The 14,363-nt window shown below is 66.7% G+C and carries 16 protein-coding genes and 1 tRNA gene; 15 read left to right on the top strand and 2 right to left on the bottom strand.

Features of this window, described 5'->3' with window-relative positions:
- Window positions 1–13 precede the first annotated feature (13 nt).
- The 5 genes from FHW97_RS16150 (at window position 14) to fliS (ending at window position 4,215) form a co-directional block, all read left to right on the top strand.
- Window positions 14–286, top strand: a complete 273-nt coding sequence (locus FHW97_RS16150) for a flagellar biosynthetic protein FliQ (protein ID WP_168352469.1) — start codon at window positions 14–16, stop codon at window positions 284–286.
- 2 nt (window positions 287–288) lie between these two features.
- Window positions 289–1,071 (top strand): flagellar biosynthetic protein FliR, encoded by a 783-nt coding sequence (gene fliR / locus FHW97_RS16145; RefSeq protein ID WP_168352468.1) that lies wholly within the window; start codon window positions 289–291, stop codon window positions 1,069–1,071.
- 14 nt (window positions 1,072–1,085) lie between these two features.
- Complete coding sequence (locus tag FHW97_RS16140; protein WP_168352467.1) at window positions 1,086–2,240, top strand: flagellar biosynthesis protein FlhB; 1,155 nt, start codon at window positions 1,086–1,088, stop codon at window positions 2,238–2,240.
- A gap of 64 nt (window positions 2,241–2,304) precedes the next feature.
- A complete protein-coding gene (gene fliD, locus FHW97_RS16135; RefSeq protein ID WP_168352466.1) occupies window positions 2,305–3,777 on the top strand; it encodes a flagellar filament capping protein FliD in 1,473 nt (490 codons plus the stop codon).
- A 66-nt stretch (window positions 3,778–3,843) separates the two neighbouring features.
- Window positions 3,844–4,215: a flagellar export chaperone FliS gene (gene fliS, locus FHW97_RS16130; protein WP_107719057.1), complete on the top strand. Its 372-nt coding sequence runs from the start codon at window positions 3,844–3,846 to the stop codon at window positions 4,213–4,215.
- Window positions 4,216–4,291: 76 nt separating this feature from the next.
- Here the strand turns inward: fliS and FHW97_RS16125 are convergent, their stop codons facing one another.
- Window positions 4,292–5,332 (bottom strand): chemotaxis protein CheB, encoded by a 1,041-nt coding sequence (locus FHW97_RS16125; RefSeq protein ID WP_022678595.1) that lies wholly within the window; start codon window positions 5,330–5,332, stop codon window positions 4,292–4,294.
- 281 nt (window positions 5,333–5,613) lie between these two features.
- Between FHW97_RS16125 and FHW97_RS16120 the strand changes: the two genes are divergently transcribed.
- The 9 genes from FHW97_RS16120 (at window position 5,614) to FHW97_RS16080 (ending at window position 12,731) form a co-directional block, all read left to right on the top strand.
- Window positions 5,614–5,874, top strand: coding sequence for an STAS domain-containing protein (locus FHW97_RS16120; protein ID WP_022678594.1), 261 nt, complete (start codon window positions 5,614–5,616; stop codon window positions 5,872–5,874).
- Complete coding sequence (locus tag FHW97_RS16115) at window positions 5,871–8,156, top strand: chemotaxis protein CheA (RefSeq protein ID WP_171799283.1); 2,286 nt, start codon at window positions 5,871–5,873, stop codon at window positions 8,154–8,156. The genes FHW97_RS16120 and FHW97_RS16115 overlap by 4 nt, the downstream gene beginning before the upstream one ends.
- Window positions 8,153–9,022: a protein-glutamate O-methyltransferase CheR gene (locus FHW97_RS16110; RefSeq protein WP_022677529.1), complete on the top strand. Its 870-nt coding sequence runs from the start codon at window positions 8,153–8,155 to the stop codon at window positions 9,020–9,022. The genes FHW97_RS16115 and FHW97_RS16110 overlap by 4 nt, the downstream gene beginning before the upstream one ends.
- Window positions 9,019–10,059 (top strand): chemotaxis-specific protein-glutamate methyltransferase CheB, encoded by a 1,041-nt coding sequence (gene cheB, locus FHW97_RS16105; protein ID WP_062788791.1) that lies wholly within the window; start codon window positions 9,019–9,021, stop codon window positions 10,057–10,059. The genes FHW97_RS16110 and cheB overlap by 4 nt, the downstream gene beginning before the upstream one ends.
- Before the next feature lie 3 nt (window positions 10,060–10,062).
- On the top strand, window positions 10,063–10,617 hold the full coding sequence (locus tag FHW97_RS16100) for a chemotaxis protein CheD (RefSeq protein WP_054132886.1): 555 nt from the start codon (window positions 10,063–10,065) through the stop codon (window positions 10,615–10,617).
- Window positions 10,618–10,637: 20 nt separating this feature from the next.
- Window positions 10,638–11,009 carry a response regulator gene (locus tag FHW97_RS16095; RefSeq protein WP_022677527.1) on the top strand — a complete coding sequence of 124 codons (372 nt, stop codon included), beginning with the start codon at window positions 10,638–10,640 and terminating at the stop codon, window positions 11,007–11,009.
- 35 nt (window positions 11,010–11,044) lie between these two features.
- Complete coding sequence (locus tag FHW97_RS16090; RefSeq protein WP_054132887.1) at window positions 11,045–11,488, top strand: chemotaxis protein CheW; 444 nt, start codon at window positions 11,045–11,047, stop codon at window positions 11,486–11,488.
- Between the two features lie 40 nt (window positions 11,489–11,528).
- Window positions 11,529–11,978 (top strand): hypothetical protein, encoded by a 450-nt coding sequence (locus tag FHW97_RS22120; RefSeq protein ID WP_231627881.1) that lies wholly within the window; start codon window positions 11,529–11,531, stop codon window positions 11,976–11,978.
- An 81-nt stretch (window positions 11,979–12,059) separates the two neighbouring features.
- On the top strand, window positions 12,060–12,731 hold the full coding sequence (locus tag FHW97_RS16080) for a glutathione S-transferase family protein (RefSeq protein ID WP_028658198.1): 672 nt from the start codon (window positions 12,060–12,062) through the stop codon (window positions 12,729–12,731).
- A gap of 112 nt (window positions 12,732–12,843) precedes the next feature.
- On the opposite strand, the gene FHW97_RS16075 is transcribed toward FHW97_RS16080, so the two are convergent.
- The gene (locus tag FHW97_RS16075; RefSeq protein ID WP_168352577.1) at window positions 12,844–13,788 is read right to left on the bottom strand and encodes a complex I NDUFA9 subunit family protein; all 945 of its coding nucleotides are present in this window, start codon (window positions 13,786–13,788) and stop codon (window positions 12,844–12,846) included.
- Between the two features lie 267 nt (window positions 13,789–14,055).
- Between FHW97_RS16075 and FHW97_RS16070 the strand changes: the two genes are divergently transcribed.
- Window positions 14,056–14,142 (top strand) — tRNA-Leu (locus FHW97_RS16070).
- Window positions 14,143–14,363 lie beyond the last annotated feature (221 nt).

Below are 14,363 nucleotides of genomic sequence, written 5' to 3'. Positions count from 1 at the left end.
GGCGGGCACGATCATGGACGACATGTCTTCCCTGCTCGCGCTTGCCGATCGCATGCTGTGGACCACGGCGCTGGTGGCCGCGCCGGTGTTGCTTGCCAGCCTGGCGGTTGGCCTGGTGGTGGGCATCATCCAGGCGGCCACCTCGGTCAACGAACAGACCCTCACCTTCGTACCCAAGCTGGCAGTGACCGCGCTGATCCTGGTGCTGTTGGGCGGGGCGATGCTGGGCCTGATCGCCGATTTCATGACCGACGTGTTCGCCCAGATCGCGGCGACGGGGCAGTAACGATGATCGCGATGAATTTCGGGTTCGGCGCGCTGGAGACCGAATTCTGGCGGATGCTCTTCCTGATGACGCGGTGCGGCGCGGCGCTGTTTGCCGTGCCGCTGTTCGGCAGCCAGCAGGTGCCGATGCAGGTGCGCGTGGTGCTGGCCGGCGGCCTGGCGGTAATGCTGTGCAACTGGACCACGATCCCCGCACCTGCCGCGCTGTTTTCGCTGCCCGGCCTGCTGGCCACGGCGGGCGAGGTGGTGATCGGGCTGGCGCTGGGCTTCGTGCTGCAATTCGCCTTTGCCGCGCCGATGATCGCCGCCGAAATGATCGGGGCGAGCATGGGCATGAGCATTGCCACCGCCGCCGATCCGGTGTCGGGCGCGCATTCACCGGCGCTGGGGCAGTATTTCTCGGTGCTGCTCACGGTGATCTTCCTGGGCCTGGGCGCGCACCTGCAATGGTTTTCGCTGCTGGTGGAAAGCTATCGCGCGTTTCCGCCCGGTGGCGGTTGGTTCACGCCCGATCGCGTGGGGCTGATCGTGGGGTTCGGCACGCAGATGTTCGTGTCTGCCCTGGCCATCGCGCTGCCGGTAGTGCTGCTGCTCTTGCTGGTGCAGTTGACCTTTGGCGTGCTGGCGCGATCGGCGCCCAGCCTCAATATCTTTGCCCTGGGCCTGCCGATGGGCGTGCTCGGCGGCATTGCCGCGCTGATCGCCTCGGCCCCGCTGCTCGATGATGCGCTGACCGATCTGGTCGCCCTGGGCCTGGGCCAGGCCCAGGCGCTGCTGGTGAAATAGGGAGCGCAGCGGCCATGGCAGAGAGCGAAGGCAGCGGCGAAAAGACATTCGCCCCTACCGAAAAGCGCAAACGCGATGCCGCACAAAATGGCGACGTGCTGCGCTCGCGCGAGTTGGGCACGGCGGCGGGGATCTTTACCGGGATTGCCTGGCTATGGCTGGCCGGGCCCTGGCTGCTGGGCCAGTTGGGCCAGATAACGCGCAGCGGCTTTTCCTGGGATCGTGACAGCCTGGATCATTTCGATCCGGGCCAGCGCCTGGCGCGCGCGCTGCTCGATGTGCTGCCGCCGGTGCTGGTGCTCGGCGTGGGGCTGATTGCGGTGGCGCTGGTGTCGCAGCTGGCGTTTTCGTCTGGCCGGTGGAACGCGGGCAACCTGGCGCCCAAGGGGTCGCGCCTCGATCCGGCCAAGGGGCTGGCGCGCATGTTCGGCATCCAGGGGCTGATCGAGCTGGGTAAGGGCCTGGCCAAGGTGACGCTGCTGGGCACCATGGCCTATGTCTGGATGCGCGGGCGGGTGATGGCGCTGGTTGGCCTGGGCGGCGGACAGATCACCCCGGGCGCGCTGGCCGGGCAGCTGGGCTATGCCTGGGATGCCATGCTCTCGCTGCTGGTCTTGCTGGCCTCGGGGCTGGTGGTGATCGCGCTGATCGATTTTCCGGTGCAGTTCGTGCGCCGTTTCATGCGCCTGCGCATGAGCCTTCAGGACATCCGCGACGAAACCAAGGAAAGCGAAGGCTCGCCCGAAAAGAAAGCGGCGATCCGCGGCCGCCAGCGCCAGATCGCCATGGCCGGCGTCAACAAGGCCATGCGCGAGGCGCAGTTCGTGATCACCAATCCCACCCACTTTGCCGTGGCGCTGGCCTATGATCCCGCTCTGGCGCCCGCGCCGATCGTGCTGGCCAAGGGGCGCGGGGAAAAGGCGCTGGCCATGCGCGAACTGGCGGCCGAACTGGCCCTGCCCACGCTGGAATACCCCGCGTTGGCCCGCTCGGTCTATTACACCACGCGCGAGCGGCAGGTGATCCGCGAGGAACTCTATGGCCCGATCGCGGCGATCCTGGCGTTCGTTATGTCACTGAAGCGCGGCGATACCCCGCCCGCGCCGATGGTGAATGTGCCCGTCGCGCTGCGCTTCGACGCCGATGGCCGGCCCGAAGCGCTGGTCTGACGGCACGCGTGCCGCGCGGGTGAAGCGCCCTTAATCTCCTCAACCGCCGGACGTTCTTGAACGTATGACCACGACCTCATCGACATCGTCGACTTCGGCGTCGACCAGCACCTCGACCACTTCGTCGTCTTCGGCAACGGCCAAGCTGCTGGCCTCGCTCGGCGCCAGCACGATCGACAGCTCGGGCCTGGCCGACCAGCTTTCCGCCGCGCAATATGCCGCGCGGATTGATGCGGTCAACGCCAAGCAGAGCAAGGTCGCCACGCAGATTTCCGATGCCTCGACGCTCAAGTCGATGATCAGCTCGCTCGCGAGTTCGCTGGGCGACCGGGTGCGCACCGGCGATCTGGCGGTCACGCCCACGATCACCAACAGCACCGTGGCCACTGTCAGCAAGGGCACGCTCACCGGCAGCGGCACCTCCACGCTGGAAGTCACGCAGCTGGCCAAGGGGCAGACGCTGGTCAGCCCGGCCATGGCATCGACCGCCAGCGCGGTGGGAACGGGCACGTTCACGCTGCGCTTTGGCACCGTGGCAGGCGGCGCGTTCTCCGCCGATTCCAGCCGGTCGCAGGTCGATATCACGCTGACCAGCAGCGATACGCTGTCCACCCTGGCGCAGAAGATCAACGCCACAGGCGCGGGGGTTTCGGCCTATGTCGCCACCGGGGCGAGCGGCGCGCAGCTGGTGATCAAGGGTGCCGATGGCGCGGCCAACGGCTTTCAGATCGAAACCACGCCGGCCGCCGGCGATACCACGCTGGCTGGCCTGGCGTGGACGCCGGCGGGCGATGCCACGCGGCTCAAGTCCACCGCCACCGATGCGGCCTATACGCTCGATGGCGTGGCGCGCACCGCCACGTCGAACACCATCACCGATGCGGCGCCGGGCCTTACCCTCAAGCTGACCGGCACCAACACCGGATCGCCGACCACCATCACCTTTTCCGATCCGTCGAGCGCGATCCAGACGGCGATGACCGATCTGGTCGATGCGCTGAACCAGGTGGTCAGCACGCTGACATCGGATACCGATCCCACCAACGGTTCGCTCAACAACAATCCCGGCGCGCGATCGCTGCGCCAGACGCTGACCACGCTGGCCAGCAAGGTGGTGATGCCCAATGCCGCCAGCGGCCAGCCCAGCACGCTCAGCGACCTGGGCCTCAAGATCAACCGCGATGGCACGTTCAGCCTCGATACCACGGTGCTCGGCAATTCGCTGAGCAAGAACCCCGATGGCGTTGCGGCCATGTTCACCAATGGCCTCTACGGCGTCTATGCCACGTTCGATTCGATCTCGCGCTCAGTAGCATCGACCACCGATCCCGGCTCGCTGGGCGGGGTGATCACCTCGCTGGGCACCAAGCAGGCGACGCTGACCACGCAATTGACCGATCTGCAGAACCAGCAGGCCACGCTGCGCAGCCAGTTGCTCACGCGCTATGCCGCCCTGGCGACCAAGGTTTCGGATTCGCAATCGACGCTGACGTTCCTGACCAACCAGATCTCGGCGTGGAACAACAAGAGCGGCTGATGCCGGACGCGATCGTGACCGACCACACCAGCAGCGTGAATTACCAGAGGGGCAACGGGTTCTGACATGCGCTATAACCGCGATCCGGGTGAAGCCTATCGCCGCGTCGATTTCGAGGCGCGGGTGCACGGCGCCAACCCGCGCCAATTGGTCGACCTGTGCCTGGAACAGGTGGCCGGCTCGCTCGGCCGGGCGATCTATGCCGAAAAGACCGGCGACAATGCCGCCAAGAGCGCCGCGCTTACCCGCGCGGTCTCGGCGCTGACCGCGCTGCAGATGGGCGTGGACAGCCAGACGCCCACCGGCCCGGCGCTGATCCAGCTCTACCAGTCAGCCCGGCGCACTGTGCTCGACAGCGCGCTGCGCTTCGACGGGGCCAAGATGGACACCATCCGCAAGGATTTCCTGGAAATCCGCCAGGCCATGATGGGCCACTGATCAAGCGTTTGCCGCACAGCCACAAGGCCCGGTGACACCATAGCGTCGCCGGGCCTTGCCGTTTGTGGTCCCTGGCTCAGCTCTGGTTGCACAGGCCGATCACCGCCGCGCCCAGATCATCGAGCGCGATCTGGCGGCCGGCGGCGCCGATCTCGATCGCGGCGCTTGGCGCCTCGCTGACCAGGGCGCTCTTGGGGTCTTGCACGATGGTGTCCATGCCGCTGTCGTGCAGCAGCTTCAGACCCTTGGCGCCATCGTTGCCCATGCCGGTGAGCAGCGCACCCACGGCCGGAATGCCGGCGCGCGCGATCGAGCCATAGAGCAGGTTGGCCGAAGGGCGCGAGCCCTCCACCGGCTCGCGCTCCATCAGGCGGATCTTGGGCGGCTGGCCCGGCTCGATCACCACGTGGCGATCGGGATCGGCGGCGATGTGGATCGTGCCCTGGGCGAGGGCAGCGCCATCGCGGGCGATCTTCACGCTGCAACCCAGGTCCGTATCGAGACGCTTGATAAAGGTTTCGGCCAGCATCGGTTCGGCCTGAAGGCAGATCACCGTGGGCGGGCATTCATCGGGCCATTCGGCCAGGATCGTGGTCAGCGCGTCGATCCCGCCCATCGAGGCACTGAACGCCACGAAGCGCCCGTTCCAGGTGAACTTGGCCGCTTCAGCCGCCGCCGCCTCGCGCTTGGCCTGCTGCTTTGACCGATCACGCACGTTGGAATTGGCCGCGGCCAGCACGATCTTGCCCAGCTTGCCAACGGTCTTGGCAAACTGTTCGGGCGTGGCCTTGAGCGGCTTGGGAAAGCATTCCACCGCGCCCAGCTCGAACGCCTTGAGCGAGGTTTCGGTGCCCGCCTGGGTAAGGCTGGAGAGCATCACCACCGGCAGCGGGTTGCTGCCCATGATCTCTTCCAGGAACTCGATCCCGCTCATCCCCGGCATTTCCACGTCGAGCGTGATCACGTTGGGTTTGAGATCCGCAATGCGTTCGCGCGCGTCTGCCGCATTGGCGGCAGCGCCGACGACGACAACATTCTTGGTCTGGTCGAGGATGTCCGAAAACAGCGCGCGCATCGCCGCCGAATCGTCCACCACAAGAACGCGAGCTTCGTGCATGGATCATGAAACCTTCGTCTGGGCGCCACTGTCACGGCGCCATCTGCAAGCCCATCCATAGCCAGCGAGCCCGGTGCAAATTCCATCCGCGCCCCTAGGTATCTCACCCTAAGAGCGCGGAAAGCGCGCCTTTCCCCATTCCCGCTAAGCCTGTGTCGACCACCCGCCACCGTGTTGCCCACGGCCCGCGCCAAACCCTTGGCAACGGCCGATTCGCCCCACGCAGCGGCCGCCAGAAAGCTGACTTCACGTCATTGCGCTATCGAGGGGAAACCGACGCGATGCCCACGATCACTCTGCCACCCCGCTGCGACCGGGCGGCTGCCGAGGTGCTGCTGCCCGAACTGGTGGCGGCGCTGGGCACCGGCCCCCTGCAGATCGATGGCACGGCCTGCACCCATGTGGGCCAGGCGATGTTCCAGGTTCTGGTGAGCGCGCGGCGCAGCGGCGATGGTGCGGTGATCGAACCCTCGCCCGCCCTGCGCGAAGCCGCCCGCCAGATCGGGCTGGAAACCGAACTCTTTGACGGAGCGCACGCATGAACGCGGAAGAAATCCAGGCGATCTTCTTTGCCGAATGCGAGGAATCGCTGGCTGCGGCCGAACAGGGCCTGGCCGCGTGCAAGGAAGGCACCCAGGACGCCGATACCGTCAATGCCGTGTTCCGCGGCGTCCACTCGATCAAGGGTGGCGCCGGTGCCTTTGGCTTCATCGCGTTGCAGGCCTATACCCACACGTTCGAGACGCTGCTGTCAGATGTGCGCGATGGCACCGTGGCGATCACCGAGCCGCTGATCGATCTGCTGCTGCGCGCGCTCGATACGCTGAGCGACCATGTCATGGCCGCGCGCGGCCAGGGCGACACGCCCGACGATGCCGCGCTCCAGGCTGAAATGACCGCCGCGATGGCTGCCAATGCTGGCGCCGCGCCGGCAGCGGCGCATGAACCGGCGCCCGCGCCAGAAGCGGCACCGGCACCGGCCAGCAGCAGCAGCGACGACGCCGCGTTCGATGACATGGGCCTGGATTTCGATTCGATGCTCGACAGCATTGCCGGCGCCATGGCGGCCAGCGACAAGGTGGAAAACGCCACCGAGGGCGAAGATGCACCGGGCGGATGGATCGTCAAGATCCGGCCGCATGCCGGCGCCATGCGCAACGGCAGCGAGCCGATGCTGATGCTGCGCGAGGTACTGGAGCTGGGCGGCACCTGCGTCGATTGCGAGGTTGGCGCAGTGCCGCACCTCGACGTGCTCGATCCCGGCATGGGCTATCTGGGCTGGACGTTCCGCATGCCCGGCAGCGTTGACGAAGCGAGCGTGCGGGACATTTTCGATTTCGTGGGTGACGATTGCGAAATCGCCATCGGCAGCGAAGCCGTAATGCCGGCGGTGCGCCTGCCGGCAGCCCCCCCGCCTGCCGTGCCCGCCGCCGCCGCGCCGCCACCGGTGTCGGTGCCGGCCCCCGCGCCCGCGCCGCAGCCGGCCGCCGCGCAACCCGCGCCGCCCGCAGCCGCAGACCCTGCCGCCACGCCAAGCGCGCCGCCGGCACCGGTTGCACCGCCGGCCGCGCCGGCCGCCGTGGCTGCAGCGGCCACGCCGCCAGCCCCGCCCGCGCCCGGCCAATCGATCCGTATCGAGCTGTCCAAGCTCGACAAGCTGATCGACGCCGTGGGCGAGCTGGTCATCGCCCAGGCGATGATGGCCCAGCGCCTGTCAAGCGAAGGCCTGGCCGCGAGCGAGGAAATCGCCGTGCTCGATGGCCTGACGCGCGATATCCAGGAAAGCGCCATGGCGATCCGTGCTCAGCCGATCGGCTCGGTGTTCAGCCGCGTGCCGCGCATCATGCGCGAACTTTCCGCCAGCACCGGCAAGCACGTGCGCCTGGAAGTTTCGGGCGAGAGCACCGAACTGGACAAGACCGTGATCGAGCGGCTGGGTGAACCGCTGACTCACCTGATCCGCAACGCGGTGGACCATGGCATCGAAAAGCCCGAGGAGCGGCTCGCCGCCGGCAAGAGCGCCGAAGGCACGCTGACCCTGTCGGCCGAGCACCGCTCGGGTCGCATCCTGATCCGCATTGGCGACGATGGACGCGGCATCAACCGCGACCGCGTGCTGGCCAAGGCCATCGAAAAGGGCCTGGTTGCACCCGATGCCCAGCTCTCGAAGGAAGAGATCGACCTGCTGATCTTTGCGCCGGGCTTTTCCACCGCGCAGACCGTGTCCAATATTTCCGGGCGCGGTGTGGGCATGGATGTGGTGCGCCAGAACGTGAAGGACCTGGGCGGGCGCATCACCATCGAATCCGAACAGGGCGTGGGCACCACGTTCACGCTCACCCTGCCGCTCACCCTCGCCATTTCCGACGGCATGGTGGTCAATGTCGGCGACCAGACGCTGGTCGTCCCGCTGGCCAACGTCGTCGAATCGCTGCGTCCGGCGGTGGAAGACGTCAAAGGCCTGGGCTCCAACCGCGCGATGATGAACGTGCGCGGCCGCTTTATCCCGGTGGTGCCGCTGCACGTGGCGGTGGGCGCCTATGGCGCGGTGGAAGCGCCGCAGGATGGTGTGCTGATCGTGGTGGAGACCGAAGGCGCCGGCCGCGCCGCGCTGCTGGTGGACTCGATCGTCGATCAGCGCCAGGTGGTGATCAAGAGCCTGGATACCCACTACCGCTCGGTAGAGGGCGTGGCCGGCGCCACCATCCTGGGCGATGGACGCGTGGCGTTGATCGTCGATGTCGACGGCCTGGTCGCGCGCAGCATGGCCGAACATGGCCAGATGGACCTGTCGCACCCGCAAGGGCTGGCGGAAGCCGCATGAGCGTTCACGCCGCCTTCGACGTCAGCCTGCCCGGCGTCAGCCCGGGGGTTTATGACGCCGCCGATTTCCAGGCGGTGAGCGAGATCGCCCATCGCGAGGCGGGGATCGTGCTGCCCCCGGGCAAGGCCATGCTGGTCTATTCGCGCCTGGCGCCGCTGGTGCGCGATTCGGGCTGCCAGACATTCGGCGCCTATGTTTTGCGCATTCGCGAGGATGCGGCCGAACGCACCAAGGCGATCTGCGCGCTGACCACCAACCACACGTTCTTCTATCGCGAGGCGCATCATTTCGAGCATTTCGCCCAGGTCGTGCGGCCCCACCTGATCGAACAGCTCGATCGCGGCGGCAAAGTGCGCATCTGGTCGGCCGGCTGTTCCAGTGGCGAGGAAATCTGGTCGCTGGTGATGACCCTGCTTGGCCCGGATCGCAGCGAAGGGCTCAAGCTGGCGCGGCGCGATATCCGCATCCTGGCCAGCGACATTGCCACCCACGCGATCACCAAGGCCCAGGCCGCGCGCTATCGCCAGGAAGACCTCAAGCCCGTGCCCGAGGCGCTGCGCCGCGCCTGGACCGTGCCCGATGGCCAGGATGCCACGATCGCGCCCGAGGCGCAGGCGCTGCTGCGCTTCCGCCACCTCAACCTTCTGGGCGATTGGCCGATGGCCGGCGCCTTTGACGTAATCTTTTGCCGCAACGTGATGATCTATTTCGACAATCCAACCAAGGAACGGCTGGTGGCGCGCTTTGCCGAAAAGCTCGTGCGCGGCGGCCACCTCTATATCGGCCACAGCGAGCGGGTCACCGGCCCGGCTCTGGAAGAACTGGCGAACATGGGACCAACGATCTATTCGAGGAGGGCGGCATGACGATCCGCGTGGTGATTGTCGAGGATTCGCCCACGATGCGGGCCATCCTCATGAACCGGCTGTCGAAAGAGCCGGATATCGAAGTGGTGGCCGCCGCCGCCAATGCCGCCGAAGGGCGCCAGATGATCCGCGAGCTGGATCCCGACGTGGTCACGCTCGACGTGGAAATGCCGGGTATGAACGGCCTGGATTTCCTGGAAAAGATCATGCAGCTGCGCCCGACGCCGGTGATCATCGTGTCGGGCGCCACCCAGCAGGGCAACGATACCACGGCCCGCGCGCTCGCGCTGGGGGCGGTCGATTGCTACGCCAAGAGCGAGATGGGCCAAGGCATGACGCTGGAAGACAGCGGCCGCCTGGCGAACATGATCCGCAGCGCGTCCAAAGTGCGCTTTGCCCCGCGCGGCGCGCCGGCCCCGGCCGTGCCGACCAGCCGCATCGCCAGCCAGGCGCGGCTGTCGATCGCCGATCGCCCGCGCCTCATCGCCATCGGCTCGTCCACCGGCGGGGTAGAAGCCCTGCAGATCCTGCTGTCGGATTTCCCGGCCGATTGCCCGCCCACACTGATCGTGCAGCACATCAACGAACGCTTTGCCCCGGCCGTGGCGCGCACGCTCGACCAGAACTGCCCGCCGCGCATCCAGCTGGCCGAGCCCGACATGCCGCTGCGCGAGGGCAACGTCTATCTGGCACCGGGCGATGATCGCCACCTGGGCATCGGCGGCACCACCAGCCTGCACGCCAAGCTGCGCCGGGGCGAGGCGGTTTCGGGCCACCTGCCTTCGGTCGACGTGCTGTTTTCCTCTGTCGCCGAAGTGGTCGGCGCCCAGGCCGTGGGCATCCTGTTGACGGGCATGGGGTCTGACGGGGCCAAGGGCCTTCTCGCCATGGCCCAGAAGGGCGCGCGCACCATTGCCCAGGACGAGGCGACCTGCACCGTCTTTGGCATGCCGCGCGCCGCCATCTCGCTGGGCGCGGCCAAGGTGGTGGCGCCGATCGGGCACATCGCCCGCCACGCCTTCAGCAAGGCGGCCTGAGCCATGTTTCACAAACCCATCCTACCCAACCCCAGCGGCCTGGAGCGGATCACCGTGATGCAGGGCCAGGCCCTGGCCAGCGCCGACAAGAGCCTGGAATATTCGACCGTGCTGGGCAGTTGCGTGGCCACTTGCCTGTTCGATCCCGATGCCCGCGTGGGCGGCATGAACCACTTCCTGCTGGCAGAGCCGCCCGCCGGCTATGACACTGCAGTGGACGAACACTACGGCCTCTATCTGATGGAACTGCTGGTCAACGAGATGCTGGCCAAGGGCGCGCGCAAGTCAAAGCTCAAGGCGCACCTTTATGGCGGGGCCAACGTCAACCGCAACATGATGAAGATCGGCTCGGTCAATGCCGAGTTCGCGCGCAAGTTCCTGGCCAACGAAGGCATCGCGCTGCTGCGCGAAGACCTTGGCGGGACCCAGGCGCGGCGTGTCGATTTCCGCCCGGCATCGGGCCAGGTCCGCCTCCGTACGGTGGAAGACCGGCTTGCGCCACCTGTGCAACCCACTGCGCGTCCAGCCAAATCGCTGGGCGATGTCGAACTGTTCTGAATGGAAAAGCGAGTCCAGGCATGACCACTACCACCCGGATCCTGACCGTAGACGACAGCCCGTCGATGCGGGCCCTGCTCAACCACGCACTCACCTCGCAAGGCTTCGATGTCTCGCAGGCCGAGGACGGCATCGCCGCGCTCGACTGGCTGGCCCTCAACGAAGTCGATGTGGTGATCACCGACATCAACATGCCAAGGCTGGATGGCTTTGGCCTGATCGAGCGCCTGCGCGAGGGCAGCCGCCACCGCGATCGCCCGATCCTGGTGCTGACCACCGAAAGCTCGGAAGAAAAGAAGGCCCGCGCCCGCGCCGCCGGGGCGACCGGCTGGATCGTCAAGCCGTTCGACCCGGCCAAGCTGGTCGCGGCCGTGCGCCGCGTGTCGCACTAGGCCATGGCCATCGCAGTCCTGAAGGGAGACAAGCAATGATCCGCGAACTGATCACCTTCGAAGTGGAAGGCCAGGTTTTTGGCCTGGATATCATGGCCATCCGCGAAATCCGCGCCTGGACGCCAACCACGCGGCTGCCGCGCGTGCCGCACTATGTGGCCGGCGTGGTCAACCTGCGCGGCACCGTGCTGCCGGTGGTGGACCTGGCGGCGCGGCTGGGCTGGCGCGCCACCGAGCCGACCCCGCGCCATGCCATCATCGTTACCCAGCTGGGCAGCCAGATCGGCGGCTGGATCGTCGATTCGGTCAGCGACATCGTGACCGTGCCCGATGAAGCGATGCAGCCCCCGCCGCCGGCCTCGGGCAGCGATACGGTGGTGCCGTTCCTCGATGGCCTGGCCGCGATCGAAGACAAGATGGTCATGGTGCTGAATCTGGCAGCGCTGGCCGACAGCGATTCGATGGCCGAAGCGGCCTGAGCCAAGACCACCTGACGCGACGCTGCGGAGAGCCTTTGCGATGCCTATCGACACGACCGACCTTTGGCCCGAGCCCGACCCCGCCCCCCGCGCGGCCGGCACCACGGCCCGCGCCGAGGCCACGCAAACGGTCGAGAATGAAGGCTTCGTGCCTTTCGATGCCCCGCCCCTGCCCACCCCCATGTCCACGTCGTCGCCGGTGGCCAGCCCGACCCACGCCGCGCCTGACCCAGCCAGCCTGCGCGATGCCACGCACCAGCGCATCGCCGTGGTGCTGGAGGAACTGGCGCTCGAAGTGGAAGACCTCGGCGGGCGCCTGTGCACCGACATGGACGTGGCCGCGCGGCACATGGACGTGCTCCAGGCGATCGACCTGATCGCACAGAAGCAGCGCTCGCTGGCCAGGCTGCTAGAGGCCGATTGCCCGATCACGGCGATCGAGCAGATCGGGCTGGACGTGCTGCGCGACCGCATGCGCATGTTTCATTAGCACGGCTGCGGAGCAAAAATTGCGCCCATGCATTACGGCGGTGCTGGACTTGGGCCATGGCCCTCGTCCATGGAGCATGGCATGTGGCAGCTTTATCAGTTTCCCCTTTGCCCGTTCAGCCGCAAGGTTCGGCTGCTCATGGCGGAAAAGGGCATCCCTTATGAATTGGTTCGCGAAAATCCCTGGGACTATCGCGAGGAATTCCAGAAGCTGAATCCCGCCGTGCGCACCCCGGTGCTGCGCGACGAAGGACGCGGCATCACCCTGGTCGATAGCCGGGCGATCTGCGAATATCTGGAAGAGACCAACGACAAGAACCCGATGATCAACGGCACGGCCACCAACCGCGCCGAGATCCGCCGGCTGGTGGCGCTGTTCGACGAGAACTTCTTTGCCGACGTGACCATGCCTTTGCTCGAAGAGCGGATGAAGAAGCGGCTGGTCTATCGCCAGTCACCCGATTCGCGCATGCTGCGCGAGGCGCTGCGCCTGGCGCACGATCACCTCTATTACATCGATCACCTGATCGATAATCGCCCCTGGCTGGCCGGATCGACCATGAGCCTGGCTGACCTTGCCGCCGCGGCGCAGCTTTCCGTGGCCGATTACCTCGGCGGGATCGACTGGAACGGCCACGAGCAGGCGCGCGACTGGTATGCCGTGTTCAAGAGCCGGCCCAGCTTTCGCCCACTACTGTCCGAACGGATGGACGTGATCCAGCCGCCGGCCCACTATGCGGACGTGAACGCCTAGGGTCTGTAGAGGGCTTCGACAGGCTCAGCCCGAACGGGTCGGAAAGACCTCCACCCCCGTTCGCCCTGAGCCTGTCGAAGGGCCTGTCCTGAGCCTGCCGCCCCCGTGGCAATTACCCCAGGCTCTTGACGCCAAACCGCCCCGCCTTGCGATAGCGCAGCATCCAGCGATCGAGGAACAGGCCCAGCGGCCGCGCGCGCAGGCCAAGCTCGGCCAGCCCCGGCAGCGTGCCGCTTGCCACGCTACCGGCCTTGAGCAGGGCCAGCTGATCGCGCGACAGCGGGGTGCCCGGCAGGCTGGCAAACAGGCCGGCCATGGCATCGCCCACCGGCACCAGCACGGGCTTGCGCCCCTGCGCCTTGGCGATGCGCTGGTTGATATCCATCATCGTCAGCACTTCGGGGCCGGCCAGTTCGAACGTCTTGCCGGCCTGGGCGGGGAAATCGCCCAGGATCGTGGCGATGGCGCAGGCCGCATCATCGACGAAAATCGGCTGCAGGCGCCCTTCGGGACCGAACACCGGCACCACCGGGAACTGGCTGATCACCTTTCCGAACAGGTTGAGGAACGTGTCGTCGGCCCCGAACATCACCGAGGGGCGCACGACCACCGCGCCGGGGAACGCCGCCGCCACGGCCGCTTCGCCTTCGGCCTTGGTGCGGGCATAGGCGACAGGCGAGCCGGCATCGGCGCCGATGGCCGAGACATGGACGAACGCCTGCGCGCCGGCATCCTTGGCCAGCGCCGCCACGCGGCCCGCGCCGCGGCCCTGCACGGCATCGAGATCACCCTTGAACGCGCCGACCAGGTTGACCACCGCATCGGCGCCCAGGAACGCGGCCGCCAGCGAGCGTTCGTTCTGCACATTCACGCGCAGGAACTGCACCTGGCCCAGATTGCCCAGCGCCTTGATCGCATAGCCGCGTTCGACATGCCGGCTGCACACGCGCAGACGCGCGCCACGCTCCAGCAATTCCTGCGCAAGATGGCTGCCGAAAAAGCCGCTGCCACCCACCAGCACCACCAGCTTGTCTTCCAGATCGCGCACGTTGCCCATAGCCTTGCCTGTTCCACCTTGGTCGGTTTGCGAGAAGAAGCGGCGCGCCGGCCGCTCCACACCATGTTTCATCGCGCCTTGGCACAGCCAGGGCCAGCCGTTCAATGCCCCGGATCAACCACAGTGCCCGGCCAAGCGGAAAATTGCCGGCTGTGGAAAAAAAGATGCCATGAAAATGACAAAACCCGTGTTGACACCCCCCGGCCTCACCCGTATTGGCCCCTCCACCGACGGCGAGTGCCCAACAGCACGCACCGAAGAGAAAGTGCCCAGGTGGCGGAATTGGTAGACGCACCGTCTTCAGGTGGCGGCGCTCGAAAGGGCGTGGAGGTTCGAGTCCTCTCCTGGGCACCACTTTCTCTCTTGCAAATCTCCCTGCACATGCGCCGAATGGCTGGCATCAGCCAGTTTCTCCGCGATGTTCGCGCAGCGCAATTCTGGCGCGTTCGGTACCAATCGAAAGCCACACAGGTATCCTGATGGGTATCGGCCTCTGCCATTAGGCGGGGTGACGTGCGCTTGATCACCCTCTTTGCGATTGCGAAGACCAACAGCCGGCGGGCAAGCAGGTCTGG

It is taken from the genome of Novosphingobium sp. SG754, assembly GCF_013149315.1.
GTDB classification, from domain to species: domain Bacteria; phylum Pseudomonadota; class Alphaproteobacteria; order Sphingomonadales; family Sphingomonadaceae; genus Novosphingobium; species Novosphingobium capsulatum.
This window is presented reverse-complemented; position numbering and strand designations above follow the sequence as displayed.

Excerpts from the sequence above, each read along its gene's own strand:
- FHW97_RS16150 (WP_168352469.1), top strand. The coding sequence starts at position 14 with ATGGACGACATGTCTTCCCTGCTCGCGCTTGCCGATCGCATGCTGTGG.
- FHW97_RS16090 (WP_054132887.1), top strand. The coding sequence starts at position 11,045 with ATGATCCGCGAACTGATCACCTTCGAAGTGGAAGGCCAGGTTTTTGGC.
- FHW97_RS16095 (WP_022677527.1), top strand. The coding sequence starts at position 10,638 with ATGACCACTACCACCCGGATCCTGACCGTAGACGACAGCCCGTCGATG.
- fliS (WP_107719057.1), top strand. The coding sequence starts at position 3,844 with ATGCGCTATAACCGCGATCCGGGTGAAGCCTATCGCCGCGTCGATTTC.
- FHW97_RS16075 (WP_168352577.1), bottom strand. The coding sequence starts at position 13,788 with ATGGGCAACGTGCGCGATCTGGAAGACAAGCTGGTGGTGCTGGTGGGT.
- fliD (WP_168352466.1), top strand. The coding sequence starts at position 2,305 with ATGACCACGACCTCATCGACATCGTCGACTTCGGCGTCGACCAGCACC.
- FHW97_RS16100 (WP_054132886.1), top strand. The coding sequence starts at position 10,063 with ATGTTTCACAAACCCATCCTACCCAACCCCAGCGGCCTGGAGCGGATC.
- FHW97_RS16120 (WP_022678594.1), top strand. The coding sequence starts at position 5,614 with ATGCCCACGATCACTCTGCCACCCCGCTGCGACCGGGCGGCTGCCGAG.
- fliR (WP_168352468.1), top strand. The coding sequence starts at position 289 with ATGATCGCGATGAATTTCGGGTTCGGCGCGCTGGAGACCGAATTCTGG.
- FHW97_RS16080 (WP_028658198.1), top strand. The coding sequence starts at position 12,060 with ATGTGGCAGCTTTATCAGTTTCCCCTTTGCCCGTTCAGCCGCAAGGTT.
- FHW97_RS22120 (WP_231627881.1), top strand. The coding sequence starts at position 11,529 with ATGCCTATCGACACGACCGACCTTTGGCCCGAGCCCGACCCCGCCCCC.
- FHW97_RS16140 (WP_168352467.1), top strand. The coding sequence starts at position 1,086 with ATGGCAGAGAGCGAAGGCAGCGGCGAAAAGACATTCGCCCCTACCGAA.
- FHW97_RS16115 (WP_171799283.1), top strand. The coding sequence starts at position 5,871 with ATGAACGCGGAAGAAATCCAGGCGATCTTCTTTGCCGAATGCGAGGAA.
- FHW97_RS16125 (WP_022678595.1), bottom strand. The coding sequence starts at position 5,332 with ATGCACGAAGCTCGCGTTCTTGTGGTGGACGATTCGGCGGCGATGCGC.
- cheB (WP_062788791.1), top strand. The coding sequence starts at position 9,019 with ATGACGATCCGCGTGGTGATTGTCGAGGATTCGCCCACGATGCGGGCC.
- FHW97_RS16110 (WP_022677529.1), top strand. The coding sequence starts at position 8,153 with ATGAGCGTTCACGCCGCCTTCGACGTCAGCCTGCCCGGCGTCAGCCCG.